A 21,616-nucleotide genomic window follows, 5' to 3' on the forward strand; every position below is an offset into this window, starting at 1 on the left:
GTGCCCCCCGGGGGGCGGGGTGTGGGCCGGGTACGGGCAAGGGCCGCGCCCCGGGGTTCAACCCGTGGGACGCGGCCCTTCGACAGTCGGTGCCATCGGTGCCGTCAGATCTGTCCGACCTGCCAGGCCTGTCAGTCAGACCTGTCAGACAGGGTCAGACGGCGATCGCGACCTCCGCCAGGCCGCCCGTCTGGGCGACCACCGTGCGGTCGGCGGTGCCGCCGGGGACGAGGGCACGTACGGTCCAGGTGCCCTCGGCCGCGTAGAACCGGAACTGTCCGGTGGCCGAGGTGGGCACCTCGGCGGTGAACTCGCCCGTCGAGTCCAGGAGACGGACGTAGCCGACCACCGGCTCGCCGTTACGGGTCACCTGGCCCTGGATGGTGGTCTCACCGGGCTTGATCGTCGAGGCGTCCGGCCCGCCGGCCTTCGCTCCACACATGTGTTTCTCCAGAGGTTCTGACCAGAGGGTCGGTCGGGTGGTTATTCGCGAGCGAGGTTGCTTGCTCGCGGATTGCTTACTTGTTGGCGCCGAGCTCGATCGGCACGCCGACGAGGGAGCCGTACTCGGTCCAGGAGCCGTCGTAGTTCTTGACGTTCTCCACACCGAGCAGCTCGTGCAGCACGAACCAGGTGAGCGCGGAGCGCTCGCCGATCCGGCAGTAGGCGATGGTGTCCTTGGCCAGGTCCACGCTCTCCTCGGCGTAGAGCTCCTTGAGCTCGTCGTCCGACTTGAAGGTGCCGTCGTCGTTGGCGTTCTTGGACCACGGGATGTTGCGGGCGGTCGGGACGTGCCCCGGACGCTGCGACTGCTCCTGCGGCAGGTGCGCCGGAGCGAGCAGCTTGCCCGAGAACTCGTCGGGCGAGCGGACGTCGACCAGGTTCTGCGCACCGATCGCGGCGACCACGTCGTCACGGAAGGCGCGGATCGAGGTGTCCTGCGGCTTGGCCTTGTACTCGGTCGTCGCGCGCTCGGGCACCTCGGAGCCGTCGACCAGCTCGCGGGCGTCCAGCTCCCACTTCTTGCGGCCGCCGTCGAGGAGCTTGACGTTGTCGTGGCCGTACAGCTTGAAGTACCAGTAGGCGTACGAGGCGAACCAGTTGTTGTTGCCGCCGTAGAGGATCACCGTGGTGTCGTTGGCGATGCCCTTCTCCGACAGGAGCTTCTCGAAGCCCTCCTGGTCGATGAAGTCACGGCGTACCGGGTCCTGGAGGTCCTTCGTCCAGTCGATCCGGATGGCGTTCTTGATGTGGTTCTTCTCGTACGCGGACGTGTCCTCGTCGACCTCGACGATGGCGATCGTCGGGTCGTCCAGGCGCTCCTGGACCCAGTCGGCGTCAACCAGGACGTCGCTGCGGCTCATGCTCTTTCTCCTCCGGGGCAGTTGCGGCGGGATGTGCGTGGAGATTTCGGGTGCGGGCGCTCGGCCCGGGCCATGGGGGCCATGGAACCGGCCGGCCTGTGCGGCGCACGGGTGGCCCTGGGTCAGTTCGAGGGCCGGGGAACCGGGAGGCGGCACTTCCGGTCAGACAGCGCGACAGAGCATGGCGGCGACGCGGCACAGGTCTACTGCCCGCCGCTTCGTGAGATCCGCCTGTCGCTTCATGACTGCGATCGTAAGGACGGACGGGCGGGCGTGTCACCGGTGCATCACATAGTGAGATGCGATCGTCCGGGATGCGGGATGGATGAGCCACCGGGGCGGGTGGCGCCGGGATTCCGGCCCGGCTTGGCAACCGTCACATCTGCTGTACGGACGACAGCGTCTCGCCTTTCGGACACCGGTGCCGCACAGCCTTGCCCGATGGACCGTGCTACCCCGCCAGCTTCACGTCCGAACCCTTCACCGTGATCTCCACACCATCGTTACCGCCCTCGACCTTGTCGAGCTTGATGCCGCCGGGCAGGTCGTCGATCTTCTGCTGGAAGTCGGTGACCGAGCGGAGCGTGTTCTCGGCGAGGTCGATGCCCAGGTCGGGGATGGAGTCCGCGCGTACCTCGACGGTGTCGCCCTTGACGCTGACCGTGCTGAGCACGGAGACCGGCCTGGGCAGTTTGTTGCCGAGGACGGTGGCCTCGACCTCGACCTTGATCTTGCCGTCGCCGCCGGAGGAGAGGCCGACGACCTGGCCGGAGACACCGGGGCTCACATCGGTGGGCTCGGACTTCGCGGCCCTGAGGAGCTCGTCGTACGGGATGGTGGCGGTGCCCGTGGCGCTCCGCGCGGTGGCCGAGCCGTAGTCGGCGGCGAAGACCACGCCGCGCATGTCGGCCTTCAGGTCCGAGATACGGATCTTCGCGGTGCCGGTGCCCGTGGCCGCCTCGTAGTCCTTGATGCCGACCTGGACGTCGTCCAGTTCGCCGCTCGCGACCTGCGTGAGGAAGGGGAAGCCCTTGATGGACACGTCCGGGTCGGTGGACAGGCCCTCGGTGGTCCGCACCTTCTGCGCGGCCTGGTCCTCGGCGAAGTTGACCGCGACCCGGTCCGCGATCACGAACAGGCCGCCCAGGACCACGGCGATGATGAGAAGTATTCGCAGTGCGCGCATGTCTCGGTGTTCCCCCACGCTTTCCACTCGGCGGTCGGCAGTCGTCGGTCGTTGGTCGTCCGCGGTCGTCGACGACCTGGGCGGCCGTCGGGTGCGAGCGTAATCCGGACCCGGCTCGGCCGGTGCGCTGTTTGCGGGCTTGCTGATCAAGTGGCGGCGATCAGCGGAAGGAGGTCCGGCTTCCAACGGGTGAATCCGGCCGTCCGGTGAGCGGCGACCGACGCGAGAGCGGGAAGCCCATTCTCCGTACCGGACAGTCGGAGATCAGGAAGACCCAGGAAGATCAGGGAGCGTTCCCATGCCGAAATTCCTCATTCAGTCCACCTACACGACCGAGGGCACGAAGGGTCTGCTCAGCGAAGGCGCGAGTGGCCGGCGCGCCGCCGTCGAGCAGATCGTCACCGGCCTCGGCGGGAAGGTCGAGGCCATGTACTTCGCCTTCGGGGAGGACGACCTCGTGCTCATCGTCGACTTCCCCGACCCGGTCGCCATGGCCGCCGTCAGCCTCAACGTCAAGGCCAGTGGCGCCGTCCACACCCGGGCCACCCCTCTGCTCACCCTCGACGAGATCGACGAGGCCGCCCGCCGGCAGGTGAGCTTCCGCGCCCCCGGCAAGTAAGGCGGCCGGACTCGTGGGCCCGCGCCCCCTGCCCTACCCCAGCGCCCGCCCCAGCAGGTACACCACGGGGGCCGCAGCCGTGAGGGGCAGGGCCACGCCCGCCGTCATGTGGACGAAGCGGGACGGGTAGTCGTAGCTGGCGACGCGGTGGCCGATCAGGGCGCAGACTGCGGCCCCGAGGCCGAGGAAGGCGCCCTGCGTGCCGACCTCGGTCATGCCGCCGAGCACGAGGCCGGCGCCCGCGCCCGCCAGGAGGGCGGCCGCCACGGAGACCACCGTGGGCAGGGGCAGCGCACGGACCACGATCGCCACGGCCACCGCGCCCGCACCGACCGACACCGCGTCCGGCGCGGCCGCGAGATGCCCGGCGGCGATGATCGACAGCGCGGCCGACGTGACCGTGGCCATCAGGCCGTACATGCGCTCGTCCGGGTCGGCGTGGCTGCGCAGTTGGAGGACCAGGGTCAGCAGCACCCAGACGCCGAGCGTGCCGAGGATCGCGGCAGGCGCGTTCTCCCGGCCCGCCACCAGCAGCACCACGTCCGCCGTCACCGCGCCCGCGAAGGCCAGCGCGATGCCCTGCCGGGCGGGCCACATGCCGTTCAGCCGGAACCAGCCGGCCGCGGTCACGGCCTGGAGGATCACCAGGGGGACGACGAGCGCGTACTGGCCGATCACCGCCGCCCCCGAGAGCAGCGCCCCCAGTACGGCGGTGATCAGCGCGGGCTGTGCCCCGGGCTCGATGATCGGCGACCGGCCCTCGGCGCGGGCGCGCTGGGCGTCGGTCACGCGGGCGTTGCCGGTGAGGGTGGCCGGGCCGAAGGCGGGTGCTTCCGGGGCGGTGCCGGACTGCGCGGGAGCCGGAGTGGCGGTTCCGTCATGGGACGCGGTTCCGCCATGGAACGAGGGCTGCTGAGGCTCGTATGACGGGGGCTGCTGGGGTGCGTACTGCTGGTGGCCCGCCCCTGCCTGCTGTGCGGCCATGCCGGGAGCCGGCGGCTGAACAGGGCTCTGCGGCGGCAGGTATGCCGTCTCCGTCACGTCCGCCGGGGCAACCGGCATGTGCGCCTGGGTCTCCCAGGTCTGGCCCTCCCACTGCTGGGTGTACTGCTGGGCCTGGGCGTCCTGCGTCTCGTCGTGGCCCTGCCAGTCGGGCTGTTGGTAACCCGGCTGCGGCTGGTGACCCTGCTGCTGGTGGTCCGGGTGCGGCTGGTGGCCGGACTGCTGCTGATAAGGGTCGTACCCCTCGTACGGGGCGCCGTACGGCTGGTTGCTCATGATCGCGTCACCCTCCTGCGAACGGTGGGAGCACCTCGACCGTGCCGCCCTCGGCCAGCCGTACCGTCTCATGTCCGCGGGTGCCCACGGGGTCACCGTCGATGAGGAACGAGCATCGCCGCAGGACGCGGACCAGTTCGCCGGGGTGTCGCTCGCGGACCCCGTCCAGTGCCTCGGCGAGCGTGACCGCGTCGTACGGCTCCTCGGCGACGCCCGCGGCGGCCTTGGCGGCTGCCCAGTAGCGCACCGTGCCCTTTGCCATCTCGTCCCTCGATCGGTTGTGGTGAACACGGTCAGGCTATCGGGAGGCTAGGCCCTGTCGTCGCGAGGCAGGCGGGAGTGTGACGACAGGGCCTAGGGTGCGGCTGCCGCCGCCCATGCGCCGATCCGCGTCAGCAGCCCGTCGTCGGCCGCGTGCTCCGCGTGGCCCATCCCCGGCTCCAGCCAGAGTTCGCCGTGGTCGCCGGCCGCCGCGGCCAGCATCCGCGGATGGTCCACCGGGAAGTAGCCGTCCCGGTCGCCGTGGACGATGAGGAGGGGGGTCGGGGCGATCAGGGGCACCGACTCCACGGGGGACGAGGGCACCGGGTCCCATTCGCGGTGATGGATGCGGGTGCGCAGGCCGTAGCGGCCGACCGCGCGGCCCAGGGGCCGGGTCACCAGCCAGTGCAGCCGCCGCATGGGAGCCGTGCCCCGGTAGTACCAGCGGGCGGGCGCACTCACCGAGACGACCGCGTCCGTACGTACCTCATTCGTACGTACCTCGTACGCCTCGTTCGTACGTGCCGCGTCCGTACATGCCTCCGTGCGCCCCTCGTGCGCCGCGCGGCCGTGCAGCGCCGCGTGCCGCAGTACCACCGAGCCCCCCATCGAGAAGCCGACGGTGGCCACGCGTGTGTGCCCGAGTTCCCGTGCCCAGGCGACCGCCGCCGCCAGGTCGAGCACCTCGCGGTCGCCGACCGTGGAGCGTCCGCCCGAGGCCCCGTGGCCGCGGAAGGAGAAGGTCACCACGGCTCCGTACCGGGCGAGGGCGCGCGCCACCCGGCGTACGTGCGGGCGCTCCAGATCGCCCGTGAAGCCATGGGCGACCACGAACACCAGGTCACGCGAAGGTGGCCTTCCGGCGTCGTATTCGGTTTCGTATACAAGAGATGCCGGCTCGTATACGGAATCGATCGTCACGCCGTCGAGCGTGCGCAGAAACCTCCGGAAAGGGGCACGAGAGGCCGTCTCAGAGTTCGGAAAGGAGGGGGATCGCATCACATGACCTGCCGGACCAGTGCTCTTGTGGGCTATTCTGCTGGGCAGAGGACTCGGGCAGCGTAGCCCCCGGGTCCTTTTGTGCTTTCGGAAGCGTTGTATACGACGCGGGAAACCGCAGGTGTACGGGGCATCGATCGCATAGGCGGATCCCGAGGGCGGCGATTCGCACCGCACCGAGCACGCAACGGGCAGTACCCAGCAGTACCAGGCAGTGCCGTAAACGTCCTCGCAGGGACCGAGGAGGAACCAGACGTTATGGGCGAGCGATCCGTGCACGATCCGAAGACGACGACCTGGGCAGGTGGGGTGCGATGAGCTCTCTGCTGCTCCTGACCAACGCCCTCCAGCCGTCGACGGAGGTGCTTCCCGCTCTCGGTCTGCTCCTGCACAACGTGCGAGTGGCTCCGGCGGAAGGCCCCGCCCTCGTCGACACCCCCGGCGCCGATGTCATCCTCATCGACGGCCGCCGGGACCTCCCGCAGGTCCGCAGCCTGTGCCAGCTGCTGCGTTCGACCGGGCCCGGCTGCCCCCTCGTCCTCGTCGTCACCGAGGGCGGCCTCGCGGCCGTCACCGCCGACTGGGGCATCGACGACGTGCTGCTCGACACCGCCGGTCCGGCGGAGGTCGAGGCACGGCTGCGGCTCGCCATGGGCCGCCAGCAGATCGTCAGCGACGACTCCCCCATGGAGATCCGCAACGGCGACCTGTCGGTGGACGAGGCGACCTACAGCGCCAAGCTCAAGGGACGCGTCCTCGACCTGACCTTCAAGGAGTTCGAGCTCCTGAAGTACCTCGCCCAGCACCCGGGCCGCGTCTTCACGCGCGCCCAGCTGCTGCAGGAGGTCTGGGGCTACGACTACTTCGGCGGCACGCGGACCGTCGACGTCCACGTACGACGGCTGCGCGCGAAGCTCGGACCGGAGCACGAGTCACTGATCGGGACCGTCCGGAACGTCGGTTATCGATTCGTTACTCCGGAAAAGGCGGACCGGAGCAAGGACGAGTCGAAGGCCGCGGCGGCCCGGCCAAAGCCGGAGGATGCGGACGAGACGGCGCACCTGAACACGGCGGAGACCGCCGAGGTGGCCGCGGACGCGTAGCACTGGCGTGGGGCGTACGGGGCCGCCGCGCGGGTTGGCGCCGGCTTGGGACCGGTACGCCCTGCCCAGAGCATTGCAATCCGCGTAGACTCCGCGCGTGGCCAAGGTGACTAGGGATGACGTGGCGCGGTTGGCGGGGACTTCCACTGCCGTCGTCAGCTATGTCATCAACAACGGACCCCGGCCGGTCGCCCCGGCCACGCGCGAGCGTGTCCTCGCCGCGATCAAGGAACTGGGGTACCGGCCCGACCGGGTCGCCCAGGCCATGGCCTCGCGGCGGACGGAGCTCATAGGCCTGATCGTGCCGGACGCGCGCCAGCCGTACTTCGGCGAGATGGCGCACGCGGTCGAACAGGCGGCCGCCGAGCGCGGCAAGATGGTCCTCGTCGGCAACTCGGACTACGTCGCCGAGCGCGAGGTCCACTATCTGCGGGCCTTCCTCGGGATGCGGGTCTCCGGGCTGATCCTCGTCAGCCACGCGCTCAGTGACAACGCCGCGGCCGAGATCGAGGCGTGGGACGCGCGGGTGGTACTGCTGCACGAGCATCCCGAGGCGATCGACGACGTCGCGGTCGTGACCGACGACATCGGGGGCGCGCAGGAGGCCGTGCGGCACCTGCTGGAACACGGGAACGAGTACGTGGCCTGTGTGGGCGGCATCGCGGAGACCCCGCTGGTCGGTGACCCCGTCTCCGACCACGTCGAGGGGTGGCGGCGCGCGATGTCCGATGCCGGGATCTCCACGGAGGGACGGCTCTTCGAGGCGCCGTACAACCGCTACGACGCGTACGAGGTCGCTCTGGAGCTGCTCGCCGGGCCCCGTCGGCCGCCCGCGATCTTCTGTTCCACCGATGACCAGGCGATCGGTGTGCTGCGGGCCGCGCGGGAGCTGCGGATCGATGTGCCCGGGGAGCTGGCGGTGGCCGGGTACGACGACGTGAAGGAAGCGGGGTTGACCGATCCGCCGCTGACGACGGTGGCGTCGGACCGTCCGGCGATGGCGCGTGCGGCGGTCGATCTCGTGCTGGACGACGGGCTTCGGGTGGCCGGGTCGCGTCGTGAGCGGGTGAAGCTGTTTCCGTCGCGGTTGGTTGTGCGACGGTCCTGCGGGTGTGAGTAGCGCCTGCGCCGTAGGAAGCCGTAGGAAGCCGTAGGAAGCCGTAGGAAAACGCAAGTGGCCCCCGCGTCCCGGAAGGGATGCGGGGGCCACTGGCTTTCCGGGAGCGCTCAGACGGCGCCTCCGGGTGGGGTCAGAACAACATGTTGTACTGGTTGAAGCCTGTGCCCAGGCTGATCCTCGACGAGAACAGGTCGCTGGACGCCTTGCCCGTGCCGCGGTACAGCCACAGGGTGCCGCCCGAGTCGCGGGCCATGACGTCGGCGATGCCGTCGCCGTTCACGTCGCCGTTGGTGACGTAGGACGTGAAGTTCCAGCCGGTGCGGGCCTTGATGCGGGACGACCAGGGGGCCGAGGCCTTGCCCGTGCCGCGGTAGAGGTACAGGGTGCCGTCCGGGTAGCGGACCAGCAGGTCGGCCTTCCCGTCGCCGGACAGGTCACCGCGACCCATCAGCTTCATGCCCTTCCAGGCACCGGAGACGACCTTGATCTTGCTGTTGAACTGGCCGTTGCCCTTGCCCGGGTAGAGGTAGACCGAGCCGTCCGCGTCCAGGGCGACGAGGTCGGGGCGGGCGTCACCGGTCAGGTCGCCGGGGATGGCGTACGACTTGTAGCCGCCCCAGACCGAGCTGATCTGCATCCAGGTCCACTCCCAGGTGGAGTGGTCCAGGTAGCTGCGGTACAGCTTGCCGTCCGTCTTGTCGCGGATGATCAGGTCCTGGTAGAAGTCCCGGTCCAGATCGGCCTGCATGGCCCAGCTGGCGTACTCCCAGCCGTTGCCCTGGTACGCGCGGGTCGCGAGCGACGTGCCCTTGCTGTCCTGCTGGAACAGGTTGCCCGACGGCGTGCGGGCCAGCAGGTCGGCGCGGCCGTCGTAGCTCAGGTCGGTGTCGTCGATGCGCGGCTGGGCCGCCCAGGTGTACGAGGAGACCTTGGTGAAGACGGGGTAGGCGCCCTCGCCGGTGCAGCCCTGGACACCCCAGGAGACGATGCCGATGATCTTGCCGTTCACGACCAGCGGGCCGCCGGAGTCACCGTTGCAGGGGCTGATGGTGCCCGCGTCGCCGCCGGTGGCCGGGGTGCCCGCGCAGATCATCGAGCCCTCGGCGAACAGGTCCTCGCCGAGCACGTTCTGCATGGCGGTGTTGCAGGTCGAGTCCGCGACCACCTTGAGGCTCGCCTTGCGGAGCTTCGGGGACAGCTCGGCGTCCGCGCCACCGGAGGTCAGGCCCCAGCCGTACACCGTGCCGGCGGTGCCGGGGGTGTAGAGCGAGCTGTCGTTGGAGGCCGCCAGGCGCAGCCAGGCCTGCTCCAGGGGGCGGTCCAGGGTGATGACGGCGACGTCGTTCTTGATGGTCGACTCGTCGTACTTCGGGTGGCTCCACTGGCGCCACACGCCGGCGACGGTTCCCGTGGAGCCGTCGAGCAGGTCGGTGGTTCCCGAGACCACGGAACCGAACTGCTGCCAGTCCAGGCCTGCCACGCAGTGGGCGGCGGTGAGGACCTTGTTCGGGGCGACGAGCGTGCCACCGCAGAAGTAGCTCTCGTCGGCGACATCGTCGTAGTAGTAGAGCTGGACCATCCACGGGGCGCTGGAGATCGTCGTCTCGGTGCCGCCGATGATGAACGGGGACTGCTGCTCGGAGGACTCGGGAGAGTCCGCGGAGTCCGTGGAGTCGGGGGACGCGGAGGAACTGGCGGAGTCGGAAGGCTTCTCGCCCGCCTTGGCCGCTTCTTCCTTCGCCGCTTCTTCCTTCGCCTCTTCCGCCTTGGCCGCCTCTGCGGCTCGTTCGCGCAGTTCGGCGTCGGAGGCGGTGGGCTTCGGGCCGGCGGTCTGCTGCCGGGCGACGCCCGGGTCGGGCAGGGTGGCCGGTCCGTCGGCCGCGCTCGCGGGCGTCGCGAGTGCGCCGGCGCAGCTCAGCGCCAGCGCGAGGGCGGCCGCGGGCAGTGCCGTGACTGCACGTCTGTGGCGGCCGCGCGGGGCACGTATCACTCAGGGCTCCTGGGGTGCGAGGTGTCGTCTGGGGCCCGAGAAGGGCCGGACAACGCACAGGCCAGACCTGCGCGCATGACGTGGTCATGACGTACACAGGTGGCGATACCGCGGAGCCCCCCTCCGGCGCGGATGATCATAGGCACCAAATGTCCCTGTGCGCACCGCTGTCCCGGTATCCAAACAAGAGTTCGCCCGACACCTTCCGAGACCTCATGTCACGGCCACCAGCCGTTAACCTGTCCTCACGTCCTTACATCGGGCATACGAGCTTCTGTCGGGCTTCTCAGCCGGTACTCAGGGACCTCTCATGGACGCGCGCCAAGCTCGGAGTCATGACCGAGAGCTTCCGCCGCAGCGGCGAGTACGAGAACCCCCAGGGTCACGGACAGCACCCCGCGTACCCCCAGCAGCAAGCCTCCGCCTCCCCGGTGAACCCGGAATGGCCGCCCCCTCCGATCTACCAGCCCCAGCCGCAGGAGCCTTCGAACGCCAGGAAGCGCGCCCGCGGTCCGATGGCCCTGCTCGCGGCCGTCGCGATCGTCGCGGCCGCGATCGGCGGCGGCACCGCGTACGGCATCCAGGAGCTGACCGGCACGAGCACCGCGGCCTCCAGCAGCACCACGAGCGCCACCAATGTCGTGCCCGCGAGCCAGAAGGGCACCGTCGCCGGGGTCGCCAAGGCGGTGAGCCCCAGCATCGTGGAGATCAACGCGAGCTCGAACGCCGGTGAGTCCACCGGTTCGGGCGTGATCATCACCACGGACGGCGAGATCATCACCAACAACCACGTCGTCGCCGACGCCTCCTCGGTCAAGGTGACGACCAGCACCGGCAAGTCGTACAAGGCCCGGGTCATCGGCACCGACAGCAAGAAGGACCTCGCGCTGATCAAGCTGGTGAACGCCTCCGGTCTGAAGGCGGCCACGCTCGGCAACTCCGGCAACGTCCAGGTCGGCGAGCAGGTCGTCGCGATCGGCTCCCCCGAGGGCCTGACCGGCACGGTCACCAGCGGTATCGTCTCCGCGCTCGACCGGGACGTCACGGTCGCCACGGGCGACGGGCAGCAGCAACAGGGCGGTCAGGGTGGTCCGGGCGGTGGCGGCGACTGGCCGTTCGAGTTCGGCGGGCAGCAGTTCAACGGCGACCCCGGCTCGTCCACGACGACGTACAAGGCGATACAGACCGACGCCTCGCTGAACCCGGGCAACTCCGGCGGCGCGCTGATCGACATGAACGGCAACATCATCGGCATCAACTCGGCGATGTACTCGGCGGCCCAGTCCTCCTCCGACGCCGGCAGCGTCGGCCTCGGCTTCGCCATCCCGATCAACACGGTGAAGTCCGACCTGAGCACGCTGCGGGCCGGCGGTTCCGACAGCTGAGCCGCACCCCCGAGACGGCCGTCACCCCCGCCAGGGCCCCCGAACGTGCGAGGCTGAAGGCCCCCGACAGGTCACACGTCCCAGCACACCCGAGGAACGACACACACCATGAGCCCCGCCGAAGGCGACCGCGAACCCCAGCGCATCCTGATCGTCGACGACGAGCCGGCCGTGCGCGAAGCGCTCCAGCGCAGCCTGGCCTTCGAGGGGTACGGGACCGAGACGGCCGTGGACGGCGCCGACGCCCTGGAGAAGGCGACCGCGTACCAGCCCGACCTGGTCGTCCTGGACATCCAGATGCCCCGGATGGACGGGCTGACCGCCGCCCGCCGTATCCGGGGCGCGGGCAACACGACCCCCATCCTGATGCTGACGGCCCGCGACACGGTCGGCGACCGTGTCACCGGACTCGACGCCGGGGCCGACGACTACCTGGTCAAGCCGTTCGAGCTGGACGAGCTGTTCGCCCGCATCCGTGCGCTGCTGCGCCGCAACTCGTACGCCGCCGCCGTGGCCGCCGCTGCCCAGCAGGACGAGTCGCTCACCTTCGCCGACCTGCGGATGAACCTCGGGACCCGTGAGGTCACCCGCGGGCGCCGGGCCGTCGAGCTGACCCGTACGGAGTTCACGCTGCTGGAGATGTTCATGGCGCACCCGCGCCAGGTGCTCACCCGTGAGCAGATCCTCAAGGCGGTCTGGGGCTTCGACTTCGAGCCGAGCTCGAACTCGCTGGACGTGTATGTCATGTACCTCCGCCGCAAGACGGAGGCGGGCGGCGAGCCCCGCCTCGTGCACACCGTGCGCGGGGTGGGTTATGTGCTGCGGTCGGGTGGGGTGGAGTGAGGAACGTCCTACGCCGGTACCGGTCGCTCCCCCTGAGGGCACGGCTTTCGCTGCTGGTCGCGGCGGCGGTGGCGTTCGCCGTGGCGGCGGTCTCGGTGAGCTGCTGGTTCGTGGTGCAGGAGAAGCTGTACGACGAGGTGGACGGTGACCTGCAGCGGGTCGCGCACAGGCCGGTGACGACGGCCGACGACGCGCGCACCCTCATCCAGACGTGCCCGCAGGAGCCGAACGAGCAGTCCCAGGGCGACGGCCCCGGTTTTGGCCCCCAGCCCAAGTCCATGTACTTCCAGGTGGTCGGCACGGACGGCACCATGTGCGTGTTCTCGAACTCCGCCGGCGTCGTGAAGATCGCCGACAGCGACAAGGACGTGGCCCGACACCCGAAGTACGACGAGCTCACGTTCCGCAACGGGACCGACGGCAACGGCGACACCGTGCGGGTCATGACGCTGCCGCTCGTGGTCAGTCAGGGTCTGGCGGATCAGGTGCCGTACGAGGGCTACGCGCTCGTCGTCGCCACGCCTCTCGAGAACACCCAGAAAACCCTCAACGACCTCGCCCTCCTGCTCCTCCTCGTCTCCGGCATCGGCGTCGCGGGCGCCGGAGCGACGGGCCTGTTCGTGGCCCGCGCCGCCCTGCGCCCCGTCGACAAGCTCACCGACGCCGCCGAGCACATCGCCCGCACCGAGGATCTGACCATCCGTATCCCCGTGGAGGACGACGCCGAGGACGAGATCGCGCGCCTGTCGCGCTCGTTCAACTCGATGACGAGCGCCCTGGCCGACTCCCGGGACCTGCAACAACAGCTCATCGCGGACGCGGGCCACGAACTCCGCACACCGCTCACGTCCTTGCGCACGAACATCGAGCTGCTCACCCGCAGCGAGGAGACGGGCCGTCCGATCCCCGAGGCGGACCGCAAGGCGCTGCTCGCCTCGGTCAAGGCGCAGATGACGGAACTGGCCTCCCTGATCGGCGACCTTCAGGAGCTGTCCCGCTCGGACAACGCGCAGCACGGCGACCGCGTACAGGTGGTGGACTTCCAGGACACGGTGGAGTCGGCGCTGCGGCGCGCCCGCCTGCGCGGCCCGGAGCTGACGATCACCTCGGCCCTCGATCCCTGGTACGTACGGTCCGAACCGGCGGCCCTGGAGCGGGCGATCGTCAACATCCTCGACAACGCCGTGAAGTTCAGCCCCGAGGGCGGCACGATCGAGGTGACCCTGGCGGCCGGCGTCCTGACGGTCCGCGACCACGGCCCCGGCATCCCCGCCGAGGAACTCCCCCATGTCTTCGACCGCTTCTGGCGCTCCCAGAGCGCGCGGGCGCTGCCGGGCTCGGGCCTGGGCCTGTCGATCGTGGCCCGCACGGTCCGGCAGGCGGGCGGCGAGGTGACCCTGGCCCGAGCCGAGGGCGGCGGCACCCGGGCGACCGTACGGCTGCCGGGGGCGCCCACGCCGCCGCCCGAACTGCCCTGAGCTACTCCTGGGCGTCCTGGGCGTCCTGGGCGGATGACTGCCTGGCCACGCGCTCCAGTCGGCTTCGATAGCTCTCCCACCACTCCGGGTCCCCGGGCGGGATGCTGTTGTCGCCCTGTTTCTCGCCCACGGCGCCGTCCATGAGTTCCCGGACGATGTCGGCGTGCCCGGCGTGCCGTTGCGTGTCGGCGATCACCCGCACCACGGCGTGGTGCAGCGTCACCTCGTTCTTGTCACTCGGCCACCACGGCACCCTGCCGATCGTGTCGAGCGCCAGCGCGTCGATCGTCGCATCGGCATGCGCCCACGCCCGGCGGTAGAGCCCCACGATGTACTCGCGCGACTCGTCGGCGGTGGCCCACATGTCCGCGTTGACCTCGGCCCCCTCATCGAGCCAGGGCATCGGCTCACCGGAGGGCCGCCCGAAGGTCTCGCCGAGATACCCCAGCTCCACACTGGCCACATGCTTGACCAGGCCCAGGAGATTGGTCCCGGTCGGCGTCATCGGCCGACGGACGTCGTACTCCGAGAGCCCGTCGAGCTTCCAGAGCAGGGCGTCGCGGGCTTCCTGGAGGTAGCGGTGAAGGTCGGCTTTGGGGTCGGGTGCGGCGGTTTCCGAGGTGGTCATGGGGTCAGTCTGGCGGGCGGGCGATCTTTGTCGCCCGCCCTTTTTCTGAGCGGACGGAGGCGGTGCGAGCCGAACTCACCGCTCACTGCCAGAAGACCTGCTCCACGATGATCTGTGGGTCTTCTGTGCGCGGCACGAAGGTGTAGGTGAGCCAGCCGTGTCCGTGGTCCAGGTAGAACACGTGAGCGCCCTTAGGCTTGCTTGACCGTGCTGGCTCGACCCACATGCCGTCGGGCAGATCTGCATCGGTTTCGATGCCTCGGAAGTACGGGTCCTTCGCTGTGACCAGCTCGGCACGCGCCGCGTCGACCATCTCACGAACGTGGTCAGGCAGCGCATCGCGTGCAGCGAGGGCATCGAACCTCCAGTCCATCTGCCAGGGCGGCCCCATGAACTCGTCGGTCACTCGCCGGGCTCCGTCCTCAGCGCCTTGTGGCGGATCCTCGACGCCTCTTCGAGGAGGGCCTTGGCCTCGGCGAAGTCGGTGGACTCCGCCGCCCGCTGCTCCAGGTCGTGCAGGTGAGCGTCGAGCTTGGGATCACGGGCAATCGCGTACTCGACCCACCAGCGGGCCACGAATGCCGGTACCGGACCAAGGTCAAACGTGTCGCCGATGGCCCGCTTCCAGTGCGCGTCGAAATCAGGGAGGAGCTCGGGAGCGTGCTCGGCGATGGCCTCATGCAGCGCCTTCGGGTTCCGCTCGGGCATGGGGGGGACGACGGGATCGAGTTCCGCAGCGTGGGCAGCCATGATCGATGTCCTCCTTCGACGCGCCGTGTGTACGACCATAACCGCGCTCACCGTCCCCGCGCGGAATGTCCGCGCACCCACTCAGGCGGAGGCAGCTGGCCCTGGGCGCGCATCTTCTCAGCGGCCAGGGCGTACAGGTTGGCCAGTACGTCCGGCCCTTGATCGAGTTCCTCGTCAGTCAGCGGGCAGCCCATCCGCTCGCGCAGTGTCTCGCGGATGGCGGCGACACGTTCGGCGAGCTGATCGGTGGTGAGCTGCTGAGCCGCAGAGGGGTCTGTGGTCGTGATCTCTTGCATGGGATCACCGTGACCGGGCCGCACCCCTCCCCGTCTCCGTTTCTCGCCCGCTTCACCCGCAGGTGTGCGCACCCGCCTCGCCCTTGACGCCGTCCATGAACGCGAACCAGGACGACGCCGAGAAGACCAGGGGGCGGGCCGTAGGAGTCTTGCTGTCGCGGACCGGGACTATGCCGGGGTAGCCGTCGGCGACCTCGACGCAGTTGTTGGCTCCCCCGTCGCTGTAGCTCGACTTGCGCCACGCAGCGGCACTGAGATCGGGCGTGTGCTTCATGATCTGTGCTCCTCCAGTACGTCCCTGATGAACGTCAGCGAGTCCGACGGGGACAACGACAAGTCCCGGAGCCGATCGTAGGACAATCGGTGCCGCAGAACCCCGTCTTGTTCGTCGGTCAGTTCGCCACGGGTGTTGCCTTCCGTGTAGGCAACACCACTTCCGTCCTTCTGCCACAGCAGCGTCAGTGATCCGTGCATGTGGTGATGGACCCCCGCCACGAAGGGCAGTACCTGAAGCGTCACGTTCGGCCACATCGCGACGGCCTCAATACGGAGCAACTGGTCCTCCCAAGTCTTCGGGAGGGCCGCGGGGCGCCGGAACGCGTACTCGTCCATGATGATGCGGACGTTGGGCTCCGGCTTCTGCCGCAGCAGGTACTGCCGCCCGATACGGGCCGCCACCTGCTCCTCCACCCAGTCGTCGTCCTCTGGTGTTGCCTGGGGCCCAGACAACGCCTCACGAGCGAAATCCTCAGTTTGCAACAGCCCGGGCACACCCGGCGTGAACATCCACATGATCCGCGCCGTCGCCTCCAGCTCCATGAACCGCTTGTACTGGTCCTTGAACGCGTCCAGCCGCGCCGCCTTCCAGTGGTGAACCAGCAGGTCACCGGACCCGTAATACCCGTCCAAGTCCTCCATGACGGTCACCTTGGACAGCCGCTCGCCCGCCTCCAGCCGGTACAGGTAGCTCTTGTCGTAGCCCGTCTCGTCGGCCAACTGCCCCAGCGACTTACCGGCCTTCTCCCGCAGGAACTTGAGCGTCCGTCCCAGTACGGCCCGCCCCGACTCCCGTTCCGCGTCAACCACTTCGCCCACCTCACCCCTCAAGGTTGCCTGGGGCCGCAGACAACGCCGACCCCCTTCCGCAGCGTACGTGCAAGCAGTGACGATCAGAGCACGAACGGTAATCACCGCTCGTCACCCCCACCGAGGAAGGGCGCCGACATGCGCGTACGCATGGCCATCGCCGAACTCTGCGAGTCACTCCTGCTGGCCCTCGTGCGGATCCTGCTGCCCACGCAGGGACGCCACCGTGCCGTACACGACCAACCCAGCGGCTCTGAACGGACGTTGACTGCCCCGCAGCGTGAGCGCAGGCTGCGGCGGTGGCATGGAGTGGAGGTCGCCGTATGACATCCCACGACGAGGTACGACCACTCGTCATGGTGGGTCCGGACGGGATCGATCACCCCCGTCTCCTCCCTTGGACCACGCCTGACGGCAAACCCTGCTACCTCAGCGCCGACCGGGAGGCGGGCCCGCTCTCCCGCCTCGCCGATGACGTCGAGGCGGCTCAACTCCGCTCCGGAGAACAGGTACTCGTGGGCGCCAGGGCAGTGCTGGCCGATGCCAAGGCAGGTGAGCGCGCGGTGCGGTTCGCGCTTACCAGAGCGGTGGAGTCCCTGGGGGACGCACTCCGGGTCGCCGTCAGCCGGGGCGAGCGTATCGAGGCGGGCAAGAGGTGACACATACCGAGTGAGGGCCCGTCGACGGCGTCTCCGGACCACCCACGCCTGGAGTGCGACAGTTCTCCGAAAACTGTCGCACTCCGCGCACCACCTACCCGCCGGAGCCCACGGCCTCAAGCAGCCCGCCGCATGGCCGGGTCCCCAAAGCGCGGCAACCTCCCCCACCCCGGCGGCAACCACTCCGTGGCTCTTCCCCCCACGACATCCGGACACAGATCGGAAGAACTCGTGAGTGAGACACGCAGCAAGGCCCGCCATCGCAGGCGGAGGACCACCCTGGCCGCCGGTGTCCCGCTGGCCCTGACCGCCGCCGGCGTCCTGGCGTACGGCAACACCCCCGGGATGTTCGGGGCGGACGCGCGGCAGACGGTGTCCGCGACTACCGCCGCAGCCGCCGCCCCCGCGTGGGCCGCCGACGTGGCGGACGGGTTCGCCTCCGTCAACGCCCTCGGGCAGAACGGGACTTATGGCGGGCGGGACGGCAAGACCGTCACCGTCACGACGCTCGCCGACCTGGAGAAGTACGCCACCGCCACCGAGCCGTACGTCATCGTCGTGGCGGCGGCGATCAACATGAACCCGGTCGGGAAGGAGATCAAGGTCGCCTCCGACAAGACGATCGTGGGCCAGGGGACCTCCGGACAGATCGTCGGCGGCGGGTTCTTCCTCGGTCAGGGCGTGCACAACGTGATCATCCGGAACCTGACGATCCGTGACTCGTACCAGGGCGTCTGGAACGACAAGGACAACGACTTCGACGGCGTCCAGATGGACGGCGCCCACCACGTGTGGATCGACCACAACGACCTCCGGCGCATGGCCGACGGGCTCATCGACAGCCGTAAGGACACCACCTATGTGACGGTGTCCTGGAACAAGCTGAGCGACAACAACAAGACCTTCGGCATCGGCTGGACCGAGAACGTCACCGCCAGTCTCACGATCCACCACAACTGGTTCCGGGACACCGAGCAGCGCAACCCCTCCACCGACAACGTCGCCCAGGCGCACCTCTACAACAACTACCTGGAAGACGTCTCAGGCACCTCCATCAACTCCTCCTACGGCAACTACTCCCGTGGGAGCACCAAGATGGTCCTGGAGAACAGTTACTTCCAGGGGATGAAGAATCCTGTCCAGAAGGACAGCACCGCCGCCATCGTCCAGCGCGGGAACGTCTTCTCCGGCACGAGCGGGCGCAACGAGAGCGGCGGCACGGCGTTCGACCCGAAGTCGTACTACAGCTACACCCTCGACAACGCCGCGGACGTGCCCGCGCTCCTCAGGTCCGGGACGGGACCCCGCAGTTCACTCGGTGTCACGGACACCGTCAGCACCAAGGCGGCCGTCGCCGCCACCACCATCACCGTCGCCAAGGACGGCAGCGGCCAGTACACCAGCGTGCAGCAGGCCATCGACGCCGTGCCCGCCGGCAACGGCTCCCGGGTCGTCATCGCGGTCAAGCCCGGCACGTACCGCGAGACCGTCAAGGTCCCGTCCAACAAACCGCACGTCACCATCCAGGGCACGGGCGCCAGCCGCAAGGACACCGTGATCACGTACGACAACGCGGCGGGCACACCGAAGCCGGGCGGGGGAACGTACGGCACCAGCGGCAGCGCGTCCGTGACCGTCGAGGCCGACGACTTCCAGGCCCGCAACCTGACCATCAACAACGACTTCGACGAGGCCAGGAACCAGAGCCTGTCCGGTCATCAGGCCGTCGCCCTGCGCACCGCCGCCGACAAGGTCTTCCTCGACGGGGTCATCGTCAACGGCGACCAGGACACGCTGCTGCTCGACACCGCGGCCAAGGACAGGCTCGGCCGGGTCTTCGTCACCAACTCCTACGTCACGGGCAACGTCGACTTCATCTTCGGCCGGGCCACCGCCGTGATCGACAGGTCCGTGATCACTCTCAAGAAGAGGTGGGACGGCAGCTCGGCCGGTTACATCACCGCGCCGAGCACCGCCGCGGGCCGCAAGGGCATCCTCATCAACCGCACGACCGTGAACGGCGACGTGTCCGCGGGGACCTTCTACCTGGGCCGCCCCTGGCACGCGGGCGGCGACGCCTCCCTCGACCCGCAGACCACGGTCCGCGAGTCCACGCTGAGCGCCGCGGTCAGGTCGGCCCCGTGGACCGACATGGGCGGTTTCTCGTGGAAGGACGACCGGTTCGCCGAGTACAGGAACACCGGTCCCGGATCGGGTTCCGCGAGCGGCGACCGGCCGCACCTCACCGACTCCCAGGCGGCGGACCAGGAGGTCGCGGACTGGCTGGGCGACTGGACGCCGACGGCGAGCTGAGCGCGACAAGGGAGACAGAACGCGGCAGCCCCGCACCCCCTGACGGGGTGCGGGGCTGCCGTGTGATCGACGGAGTCAATCGATGGGGTCAGCGGACCACCGAGATCCGATTCGCCGCCGGAGGCGCGATCGGGTTGGCGGCAGACGAGTTGGCCAGCAGGTACTTCTCCAGCGCGACGAGGTCGTCCTCGCCCACCAGGTCGTTCGTGCCCTGTCCCAGCGTGGGGAAGCCGTCGCCACCGCCCGCGAGGAAGCTGTTCGTCGCGACACGGTAGGTGGCGGCCGGGTCGATGGCCGCACCGTTCAGCTTGATGGAGTCGGTGACCACACGGTCGACGCCCGACTTCGTCAGGTCCAGCGTGTAGGTCAGCCCGGAGGAGACCTGGAGAACCTTCGGCGAGGCGGCGTTGGAACCGCTCACCTGCTCCTTGAGCACCTGGATGAGCTGGGCGCCCGTGAAGTCCTGCAGATTGACGGTGTTGGCGAACGGCTGGACCGTGAAGGCCTCCGCGTACGTCACCACGCCGTCGCCCTCGGAACCCTTGGCCGCGTACGTGATCGGGGCGCGGATACCGCCCGGGTTCATCAGCGCCAGGTCGGTCTCGGGGTCGAGTTCCTTGCCGTACGCGAACTGCGCGTCGGCGATCAGGTCGCCCAGCGGGGACTCGGTGCCGGTGTTGTTGATGTCACCGGAGATGTAGCCGATGGCGCGGTTGCCGATCGGGGCGGCGAGGGTGTTCCACTTGTCGATCAGCTTGGTCATGTCGGGGGCCTTGGGGACGTCCCGGGTGACCACGTGGTTCGCGGACTTCACGGCCGTACGGGCGATGTCGCCGGTGGCGCGGTCGTACGTCAGCGTGGTGTCGGTGTAGAGACGGCCGAAGGACGAGGCCGAGGTGACCATGCGGGGGTTGCCCGCCGGGTCGTTGATGGTGCACGCGTAGGCCTGGTGCGTGTGGCCGGTGACCAGGGCGTCGACCTTCGGCGTGACGTTCTTGGCGATGTCCACGATCGGGCCGGAGATGCCGTCACCGGCGCCGGGCGAGTCGCAGTTGTAGTTGTAGTCCGTGGAGGCGGGGAGCCCGCCCTCGTGGACGAGCGCGACGATCGACTTGACGCCCTGGCGCTCCAGCTCCTTGGCGTACTTGTTGATCGTCTCGACCTCGTCCTTGAACTTGAGGCCCTTGACGCCTTCGGCGGAGACGATGCCCGGAGTGTCCTCCAGGGTCACCCCGATGAAGCCGATCTTGACGCCGTCCTTCTTCCAGACCGTGTACGGCTTGAGGATCGGCTTGCCGGACTTCTCGTCGAGCACGTTGGCGGCGAGGTACGGGAAGTCCGCGCCCTCGAAGCGCTTGTCCGTGTAGCAGCCGGCCGTCGGGTGGCAGCCGCCGTTCTGCAGGCGGGCCAGTTCCTTGGCGCCCTCGTCGAACTCGTGGTTGCCGACGCCCGTCACGTCGAGGTCCAGCTTGTTCAGCGCCTCGATGGTGGGCTCGTCGTGGAAGAGACCGGACAGCAGCGGGGAGGCGCCGACCATGTCACCGGCAGCCGCGGTGACGGAGTACTTCTGCCCCTCGCGCGCCTTGCGCAGGTGCGTGGCCAGGTACTCGACACCACCGGCGTCGATGGTCTTGGTCGTGCCGTCCGCCTGCTTCTCGGTCACGCGGCCGGAAGAACCCGCGGGCGCCTCCAGGTTTCCGTGCAGGTCGTTGAACGACAGCAGCTGCACGTCCTGGTAGCGGCCCTGCTTCGCATCTTCGTGCTTGGACGTGGTCGCGGCGCCGGCCGCGGCCGGGAGCACGGCGGCGAGCGTACCTACGGTGGCCAAACCGGCGGCCACGGCGAGGATTCGGTTCGTACGGGGTCTGCGGCGTCGCGCATGAGGTGTGGCTGACATATGTGCCTCTGAGGGTCGGATGAGAAACAGGCTCCCGCAGCGTAAGGTCAACGCGCGTAGCGCGACAGGGGGCTTCAGGTTACGGAGTGGTTGCCATCAGGGGCGGTTCCCCATCAAAGGGATGAAACCGGCACCCGTCGGGGTGCGAACCAAGGGGCCGCGGGCCCCATACCGTGTGCGGCTCCGCCGCGTGGGGCGGCGCGACAAGCCAAAAACAAGCCGCAGCATCCGAACGAGTCTCCGCCACCGACACCTAGGGGCGCGGGGCTGTACTGGATGTGCGGCTCCGCCGCGTGGGCGCGACCAGCCACGACGCACCCGCAGCCTCGGAACCACCCACGCCACCCACCCCCCGACCTGT

General features: G+C 69.2%; 24 protein-coding genes. 9 read left to right on the plus strand and 15 right to left on the minus strand.

Going from position 1 to position 21,616, the window contains the following annotated elements:
- Positions 1 to 154: 154 nt before the first annotated feature.
- The 4 genes from FPZ41_RS32050 to FPZ41_RS32065 all read right to left on the minus strand — a co-directional run bounded on the left by FPZ41_RS32050 (position 155) and on the right by FPZ41_RS32065 (position 2,550).
- Positions 155 to 442: a DUF1416 domain-containing protein gene (locus tag FPZ41_RS32050; RefSeq protein WP_131563266.1), complete on the minus strand. Its 288-nt coding sequence runs from the start codon at positions 440 to 442 to the stop codon at positions 155 to 157.
- Positions 443 to 518: 76 nt separating this feature from the next.
- On the minus strand, positions 519 to 1,364 hold the full coding sequence (locus FPZ41_RS32055; RefSeq protein WP_152867124.1) for a sulfurtransferase: 846 nt from the start codon (positions 1,362 to 1,364) through the stop codon (positions 519 to 521).
- 162 nt (positions 1,365 to 1,526) lie between these two features.
- Complete coding sequence (locus FPZ41_RS50405; RefSeq protein WP_350962106.1) at positions 1,527 to 1,607, minus strand: putative leader peptide; 81 nt, start codon at positions 1,605 to 1,607, stop codon at positions 1,527 to 1,529.
- Between the two features lie 208 nt (positions 1,608 to 1,815).
- The gene (locus FPZ41_RS32065; RefSeq protein WP_152867125.1) at positions 1,816 to 2,550 is read right to left on the minus strand and encodes an LmeA family phospholipid-binding protein; all 735 of its coding nucleotides are present in this window, start codon (positions 2,548 to 2,550) and stop codon (positions 1,816 to 1,818) included.
- 298 nt (positions 2,551 to 2,848) lie between these two features.
- Between FPZ41_RS32065 and FPZ41_RS32070 the strand changes: the two genes are divergently transcribed.
- Positions 2,849 to 3,169: a GYD domain-containing protein gene (locus tag FPZ41_RS32070; RefSeq protein WP_152867126.1), complete on the plus strand. Its 321-nt coding sequence runs from the start codon at positions 2,849 to 2,851 to the stop codon at positions 3,167 to 3,169.
- Between the two features lie 33 nt (positions 3,170 to 3,202).
- On the opposite strand, the gene FPZ41_RS32075 is transcribed toward FPZ41_RS32070, so the two are convergent.
- The 3 genes from FPZ41_RS32075 to FPZ41_RS32085 form a co-directional block, all read right to left on the minus strand.
- Complete coding sequence (locus FPZ41_RS32075) at positions 3,203 to 4,447, minus strand: hypothetical protein (RefSeq protein WP_152867127.1); 1,245 nt, start codon at positions 4,445 to 4,447, stop codon at positions 3,203 to 3,205.
- 7 nt (positions 4,448 to 4,454) lie between these two features.
- Complete coding sequence (locus FPZ41_RS32080; protein ID WP_152867128.1) at positions 4,455 to 4,709, minus strand: MoaD/ThiS family protein; 255 nt, start codon at positions 4,707 to 4,709, stop codon at positions 4,455 to 4,457.
- A 92-nt stretch (positions 4,710 to 4,801) separates the two neighbouring features.
- Positions 4,802 to 5,707, minus strand: a complete 906-nt coding sequence (locus FPZ41_RS32085) for an alpha/beta hydrolase (protein WP_152867129.1) — start codon at positions 5,705 to 5,707, stop codon at positions 4,802 to 4,804.
- A 314-nt stretch (positions 5,708 to 6,021) separates the two neighbouring features.
- On the opposite strand from FPZ41_RS32085, the gene FPZ41_RS32090 reads away from it, so the two are divergent.
- A complete protein-coding gene (locus tag FPZ41_RS32090; protein ID WP_152867130.1) occupies positions 6,022 to 6,810 on the plus strand; it encodes a winged helix-turn-helix transcriptional regulator in 789 nt (262 codons plus the stop codon).
- Between the two features lie 97 nt (positions 6,811 to 6,907).
- Positions 6,908 to 7,930: a LacI family DNA-binding transcriptional regulator gene (locus FPZ41_RS32095; protein WP_322620989.1), complete on the plus strand. Its 1,023-nt coding sequence runs from the start codon at positions 6,908 to 6,910 to the stop codon at positions 7,928 to 7,930.
- A 130-nt stretch (positions 7,931 to 8,060) separates the two neighbouring features.
- Here the strand turns inward: FPZ41_RS32095 and FPZ41_RS32100 are convergent, their stop codons facing one another.
- The gene (locus FPZ41_RS32100) at positions 8,061 to 9,920 is read right to left on the minus strand and encodes a trypsin-like serine protease (RefSeq protein ID WP_322620990.1); all 1,860 of its coding nucleotides are present in this window, start codon (positions 9,918 to 9,920) and stop codon (positions 8,061 to 8,063) included.
- 335 nt (positions 9,921 to 10,255) lie between these two features.
- Between FPZ41_RS32100 and FPZ41_RS32105 the strand changes: the two genes are divergently transcribed.
- From FPZ41_RS32105 to FPZ41_RS32115, 3 genes are all read left to right on the plus strand, one after another.
- A complete protein-coding gene (locus tag FPZ41_RS32105; protein ID WP_152867131.1) occupies positions 10,256 to 11,305 on the plus strand; it encodes a S1C family serine protease in 1,050 nt (349 codons plus the stop codon).
- 108 nt (positions 11,306 to 11,413) lie between these two features.
- A complete protein-coding gene (locus FPZ41_RS32110) occupies positions 11,414 to 12,148 on the plus strand; it encodes a response regulator transcription factor (protein WP_152867132.1) in 735 nt (244 codons plus the stop codon).
- The gene (locus tag FPZ41_RS32115; RefSeq protein ID WP_322620991.1) at positions 12,145 to 13,626 is read left to right on the plus strand and encodes a sensor histidine kinase; all 1,482 of its coding nucleotides are present in this window, start codon (positions 12,145 to 12,147) and stop codon (positions 13,624 to 13,626) included. Before FPZ41_RS32110 ends, FPZ41_RS32115 begins: the two co-directional genes overlap by 4 nt.
- 1 nt (position 13,627) lies before the next feature.
- Here FPZ41_RS32115 and FPZ41_RS32120 read toward each other — a convergent pair whose 3' ends face one another.
- The 6 genes from FPZ41_RS32120 to FPZ41_RS32145 all read right to left on the minus strand — a co-directional run bounded on the left by FPZ41_RS32120 (position 13,628) and on the right by FPZ41_RS32145 (position 16,395).
- Positions 13,628 to 14,254 (minus strand): DinB family protein, encoded by a 627-nt coding sequence (locus FPZ41_RS32120; RefSeq protein WP_152867133.1) that lies wholly within the window; start codon positions 14,252 to 14,254, stop codon positions 13,628 to 13,630.
- A gap of 82 nt (positions 14,255 to 14,336) precedes the next feature.
- On the minus strand, positions 14,337 to 14,660 hold the full coding sequence (locus tag FPZ41_RS32125; protein ID WP_322620992.1) for a hypothetical protein: 324 nt from the start codon (positions 14,658 to 14,660) through the stop codon (positions 14,337 to 14,339).
- On the minus strand, positions 14,657 to 15,004 hold the full coding sequence (locus FPZ41_RS32130; RefSeq protein WP_152867134.1) for a DUF6247 family protein: 348 nt from the start codon (positions 15,002 to 15,004) through the stop codon (positions 14,657 to 14,659). Before FPZ41_RS32130 ends, FPZ41_RS32125 begins: the two co-directional genes overlap by 4 nt.
- A 47-nt stretch (positions 15,005 to 15,051) precedes the next feature.
- The gene (locus tag FPZ41_RS32135; protein WP_152867135.1) at positions 15,052 to 15,300 is read right to left on the minus strand and encodes a hypothetical protein; all 249 of its coding nucleotides are present in this window, start codon (positions 15,298 to 15,300) and stop codon (positions 15,052 to 15,054) included.
- A 52-nt stretch (positions 15,301 to 15,352) separates the two neighbouring features.
- Entirely contained in the window at positions 15,353 to 15,574 is a 222-nt protein-coding gene (locus FPZ41_RS32140) for a DUF397 domain-containing protein (RefSeq protein ID WP_152867136.1), read from the minus strand.
- The gene (locus FPZ41_RS32145) at positions 15,571 to 16,395 is read right to left on the minus strand and encodes a helix-turn-helix domain-containing protein (protein WP_322620993.1); all 825 of its coding nucleotides are present in this window, start codon (positions 16,393 to 16,395) and stop codon (positions 15,571 to 15,573) included. The genes FPZ41_RS32140 and FPZ41_RS32145 overlap by 4 nt, the downstream gene beginning before the upstream one ends.
- A 129-nt stretch (positions 16,396 to 16,524) precedes the next feature.
- Between FPZ41_RS32145 and FPZ41_RS32150 the strand changes: the two genes are divergently transcribed.
- From FPZ41_RS32150 to FPZ41_RS32160, 3 genes are all read left to right on the plus strand, one after another.
- Positions 16,525 to 16,713, plus strand: coding sequence for a hypothetical protein (locus FPZ41_RS32150; protein WP_152867138.1), 189 nt, complete (start codon positions 16,525 to 16,527; stop codon positions 16,711 to 16,713).
- A 29-nt stretch (positions 16,714 to 16,742) separates the two neighbouring features.
- Entirely contained in the window at positions 16,743 to 17,045 is a 303-nt protein-coding gene (locus tag FPZ41_RS32155) for a hypothetical protein (RefSeq protein ID WP_152867145.1), read from the plus strand.
- Positions 17,046 to 17,276: 231 nt separating this feature from the next.
- On the plus strand, positions 17,277 to 19,358 hold the full coding sequence (locus FPZ41_RS32160; protein WP_322620994.1) for a pectinesterase family protein: 2,082 nt from the start codon (positions 17,277 to 17,279) through the stop codon (positions 19,356 to 19,358).
- 88 nt (positions 19,359 to 19,446) lie between these two features.
- Here FPZ41_RS32160 and FPZ41_RS32165 read toward each other — a convergent pair whose 3' ends face one another.
- A complete protein-coding gene (locus tag FPZ41_RS32165; protein WP_152867140.1) occupies positions 19,447 to 21,255 on the minus strand; it encodes a bifunctional metallophosphatase/5'-nucleotidase in 1,809 nt (602 codons plus the stop codon).
- Positions 21,256 to 21,616 lie beyond the last annotated feature (361 nt).

Source organism: Streptomyces acidicola (assembly GCF_009377235.1).
Taxonomy (GTDB): domain Bacteria; phylum Actinomycetota; class Actinomycetes; order Streptomycetales; family Streptomycetaceae; genus Streptomyces; species Streptomyces acidicola.

Excerpts from the sequence above, each read along its gene's own strand:
- FPZ41_RS32050 (WP_131563266.1), bottom strand. The coding sequence starts at position 442 with ATGTGTGGAGCGAAGGCCGGCGGGCCGGACGCCTCGACGATCAAGCCC.
- FPZ41_RS32055 (WP_152867124.1), bottom strand. The coding sequence starts at position 1,364 with ATGAGCCGCAGCGACGTCCTGGTTGACGCCGACTGGGTCCAGGAGCGC.
- FPZ41_RS50405 (WP_350962106.1), bottom strand. The coding sequence starts at position 1,607 with ATGAAGCGACAGGCGGATCTCACGAAGCGGCGGGCAGTAGACCTGTGC.
- FPZ41_RS32065 (WP_152867125.1), bottom strand. The coding sequence starts at position 2,550 with ATGCGCGCACTGCGAATACTTCTCATCATCGCCGTGGTCCTGGGCGGC.
- FPZ41_RS32070 (WP_152867126.1), top strand. The coding sequence starts at position 2,849 with ATGCCGAAATTCCTCATTCAGTCCACCTACACGACCGAGGGCACGAAG.
- FPZ41_RS32075 (WP_152867127.1), bottom strand. The coding sequence starts at position 4,447 with ATGAGCAACCAGCCGTACGGCGCCCCGTACGAGGGGTACGACCCTTAT.
- FPZ41_RS32080 (WP_152867128.1), bottom strand. The coding sequence starts at position 4,709 with ATGGCAAAGGGCACGGTGCGCTACTGGGCAGCCGCCAAGGCCGCCGCG.
- FPZ41_RS32085 (WP_152867129.1), bottom strand. The coding sequence starts at position 5,707 with ATGCGATCCCCCTCCTTTCCGAACTCTGAGACGGCCTCTCGTGCCCCT.
- FPZ41_RS32090 (WP_152867130.1), top strand. The coding sequence starts at position 6,022 with ATGAGCTCTCTGCTGCTCCTGACCAACGCCCTCCAGCCGTCGACGGAG.
- FPZ41_RS32105 (WP_152867131.1), top strand. The coding sequence starts at position 10,256 with ATGACCGAGAGCTTCCGCCGCAGCGGCGAGTACGAGAACCCCCAGGGT.
- FPZ41_RS32110 (WP_152867132.1), top strand. The coding sequence starts at position 11,414 with ATGAGCCCCGCCGAAGGCGACCGCGAACCCCAGCGCATCCTGATCGTC.
- FPZ41_RS32120 (WP_152867133.1), bottom strand. The coding sequence starts at position 14,254 with ATGACCACCTCGGAAACCGCCGCACCCGACCCCAAAGCCGACCTTCAC.
- FPZ41_RS32130 (WP_152867134.1), bottom strand. The coding sequence starts at position 15,004 with ATGGCTGCCCACGCTGCGGAACTCGATCCCGTCGTCCCCCCCATGCCC.
- FPZ41_RS32135 (WP_152867135.1), bottom strand. The coding sequence starts at position 15,300 with ATGCAAGAGATCACGACCACAGACCCCTCTGCGGCTCAGCAGCTCACC.
- FPZ41_RS32140 (WP_152867136.1), bottom strand. The coding sequence starts at position 15,574 with ATGAAGCACACGCCCGATCTCAGTGCCGCTGCGTGGCGCAAGTCGAGC.
- FPZ41_RS32150 (WP_152867138.1), top strand. The coding sequence starts at position 16,525 with ATGCGCGTACGCATGGCCATCGCCGAACTCTGCGAGTCACTCCTGCTG.
- FPZ41_RS32155 (WP_152867145.1), top strand. The coding sequence starts at position 16,743 with ATGGTGGGTCCGGACGGGATCGATCACCCCCGTCTCCTCCCTTGGACC.
- FPZ41_RS32165 (WP_152867140.1), bottom strand. The coding sequence starts at position 21,255 with ATGTCAGCCACACCTCATGCGCGACGCCGCAGACCCCGTACGAACCGA.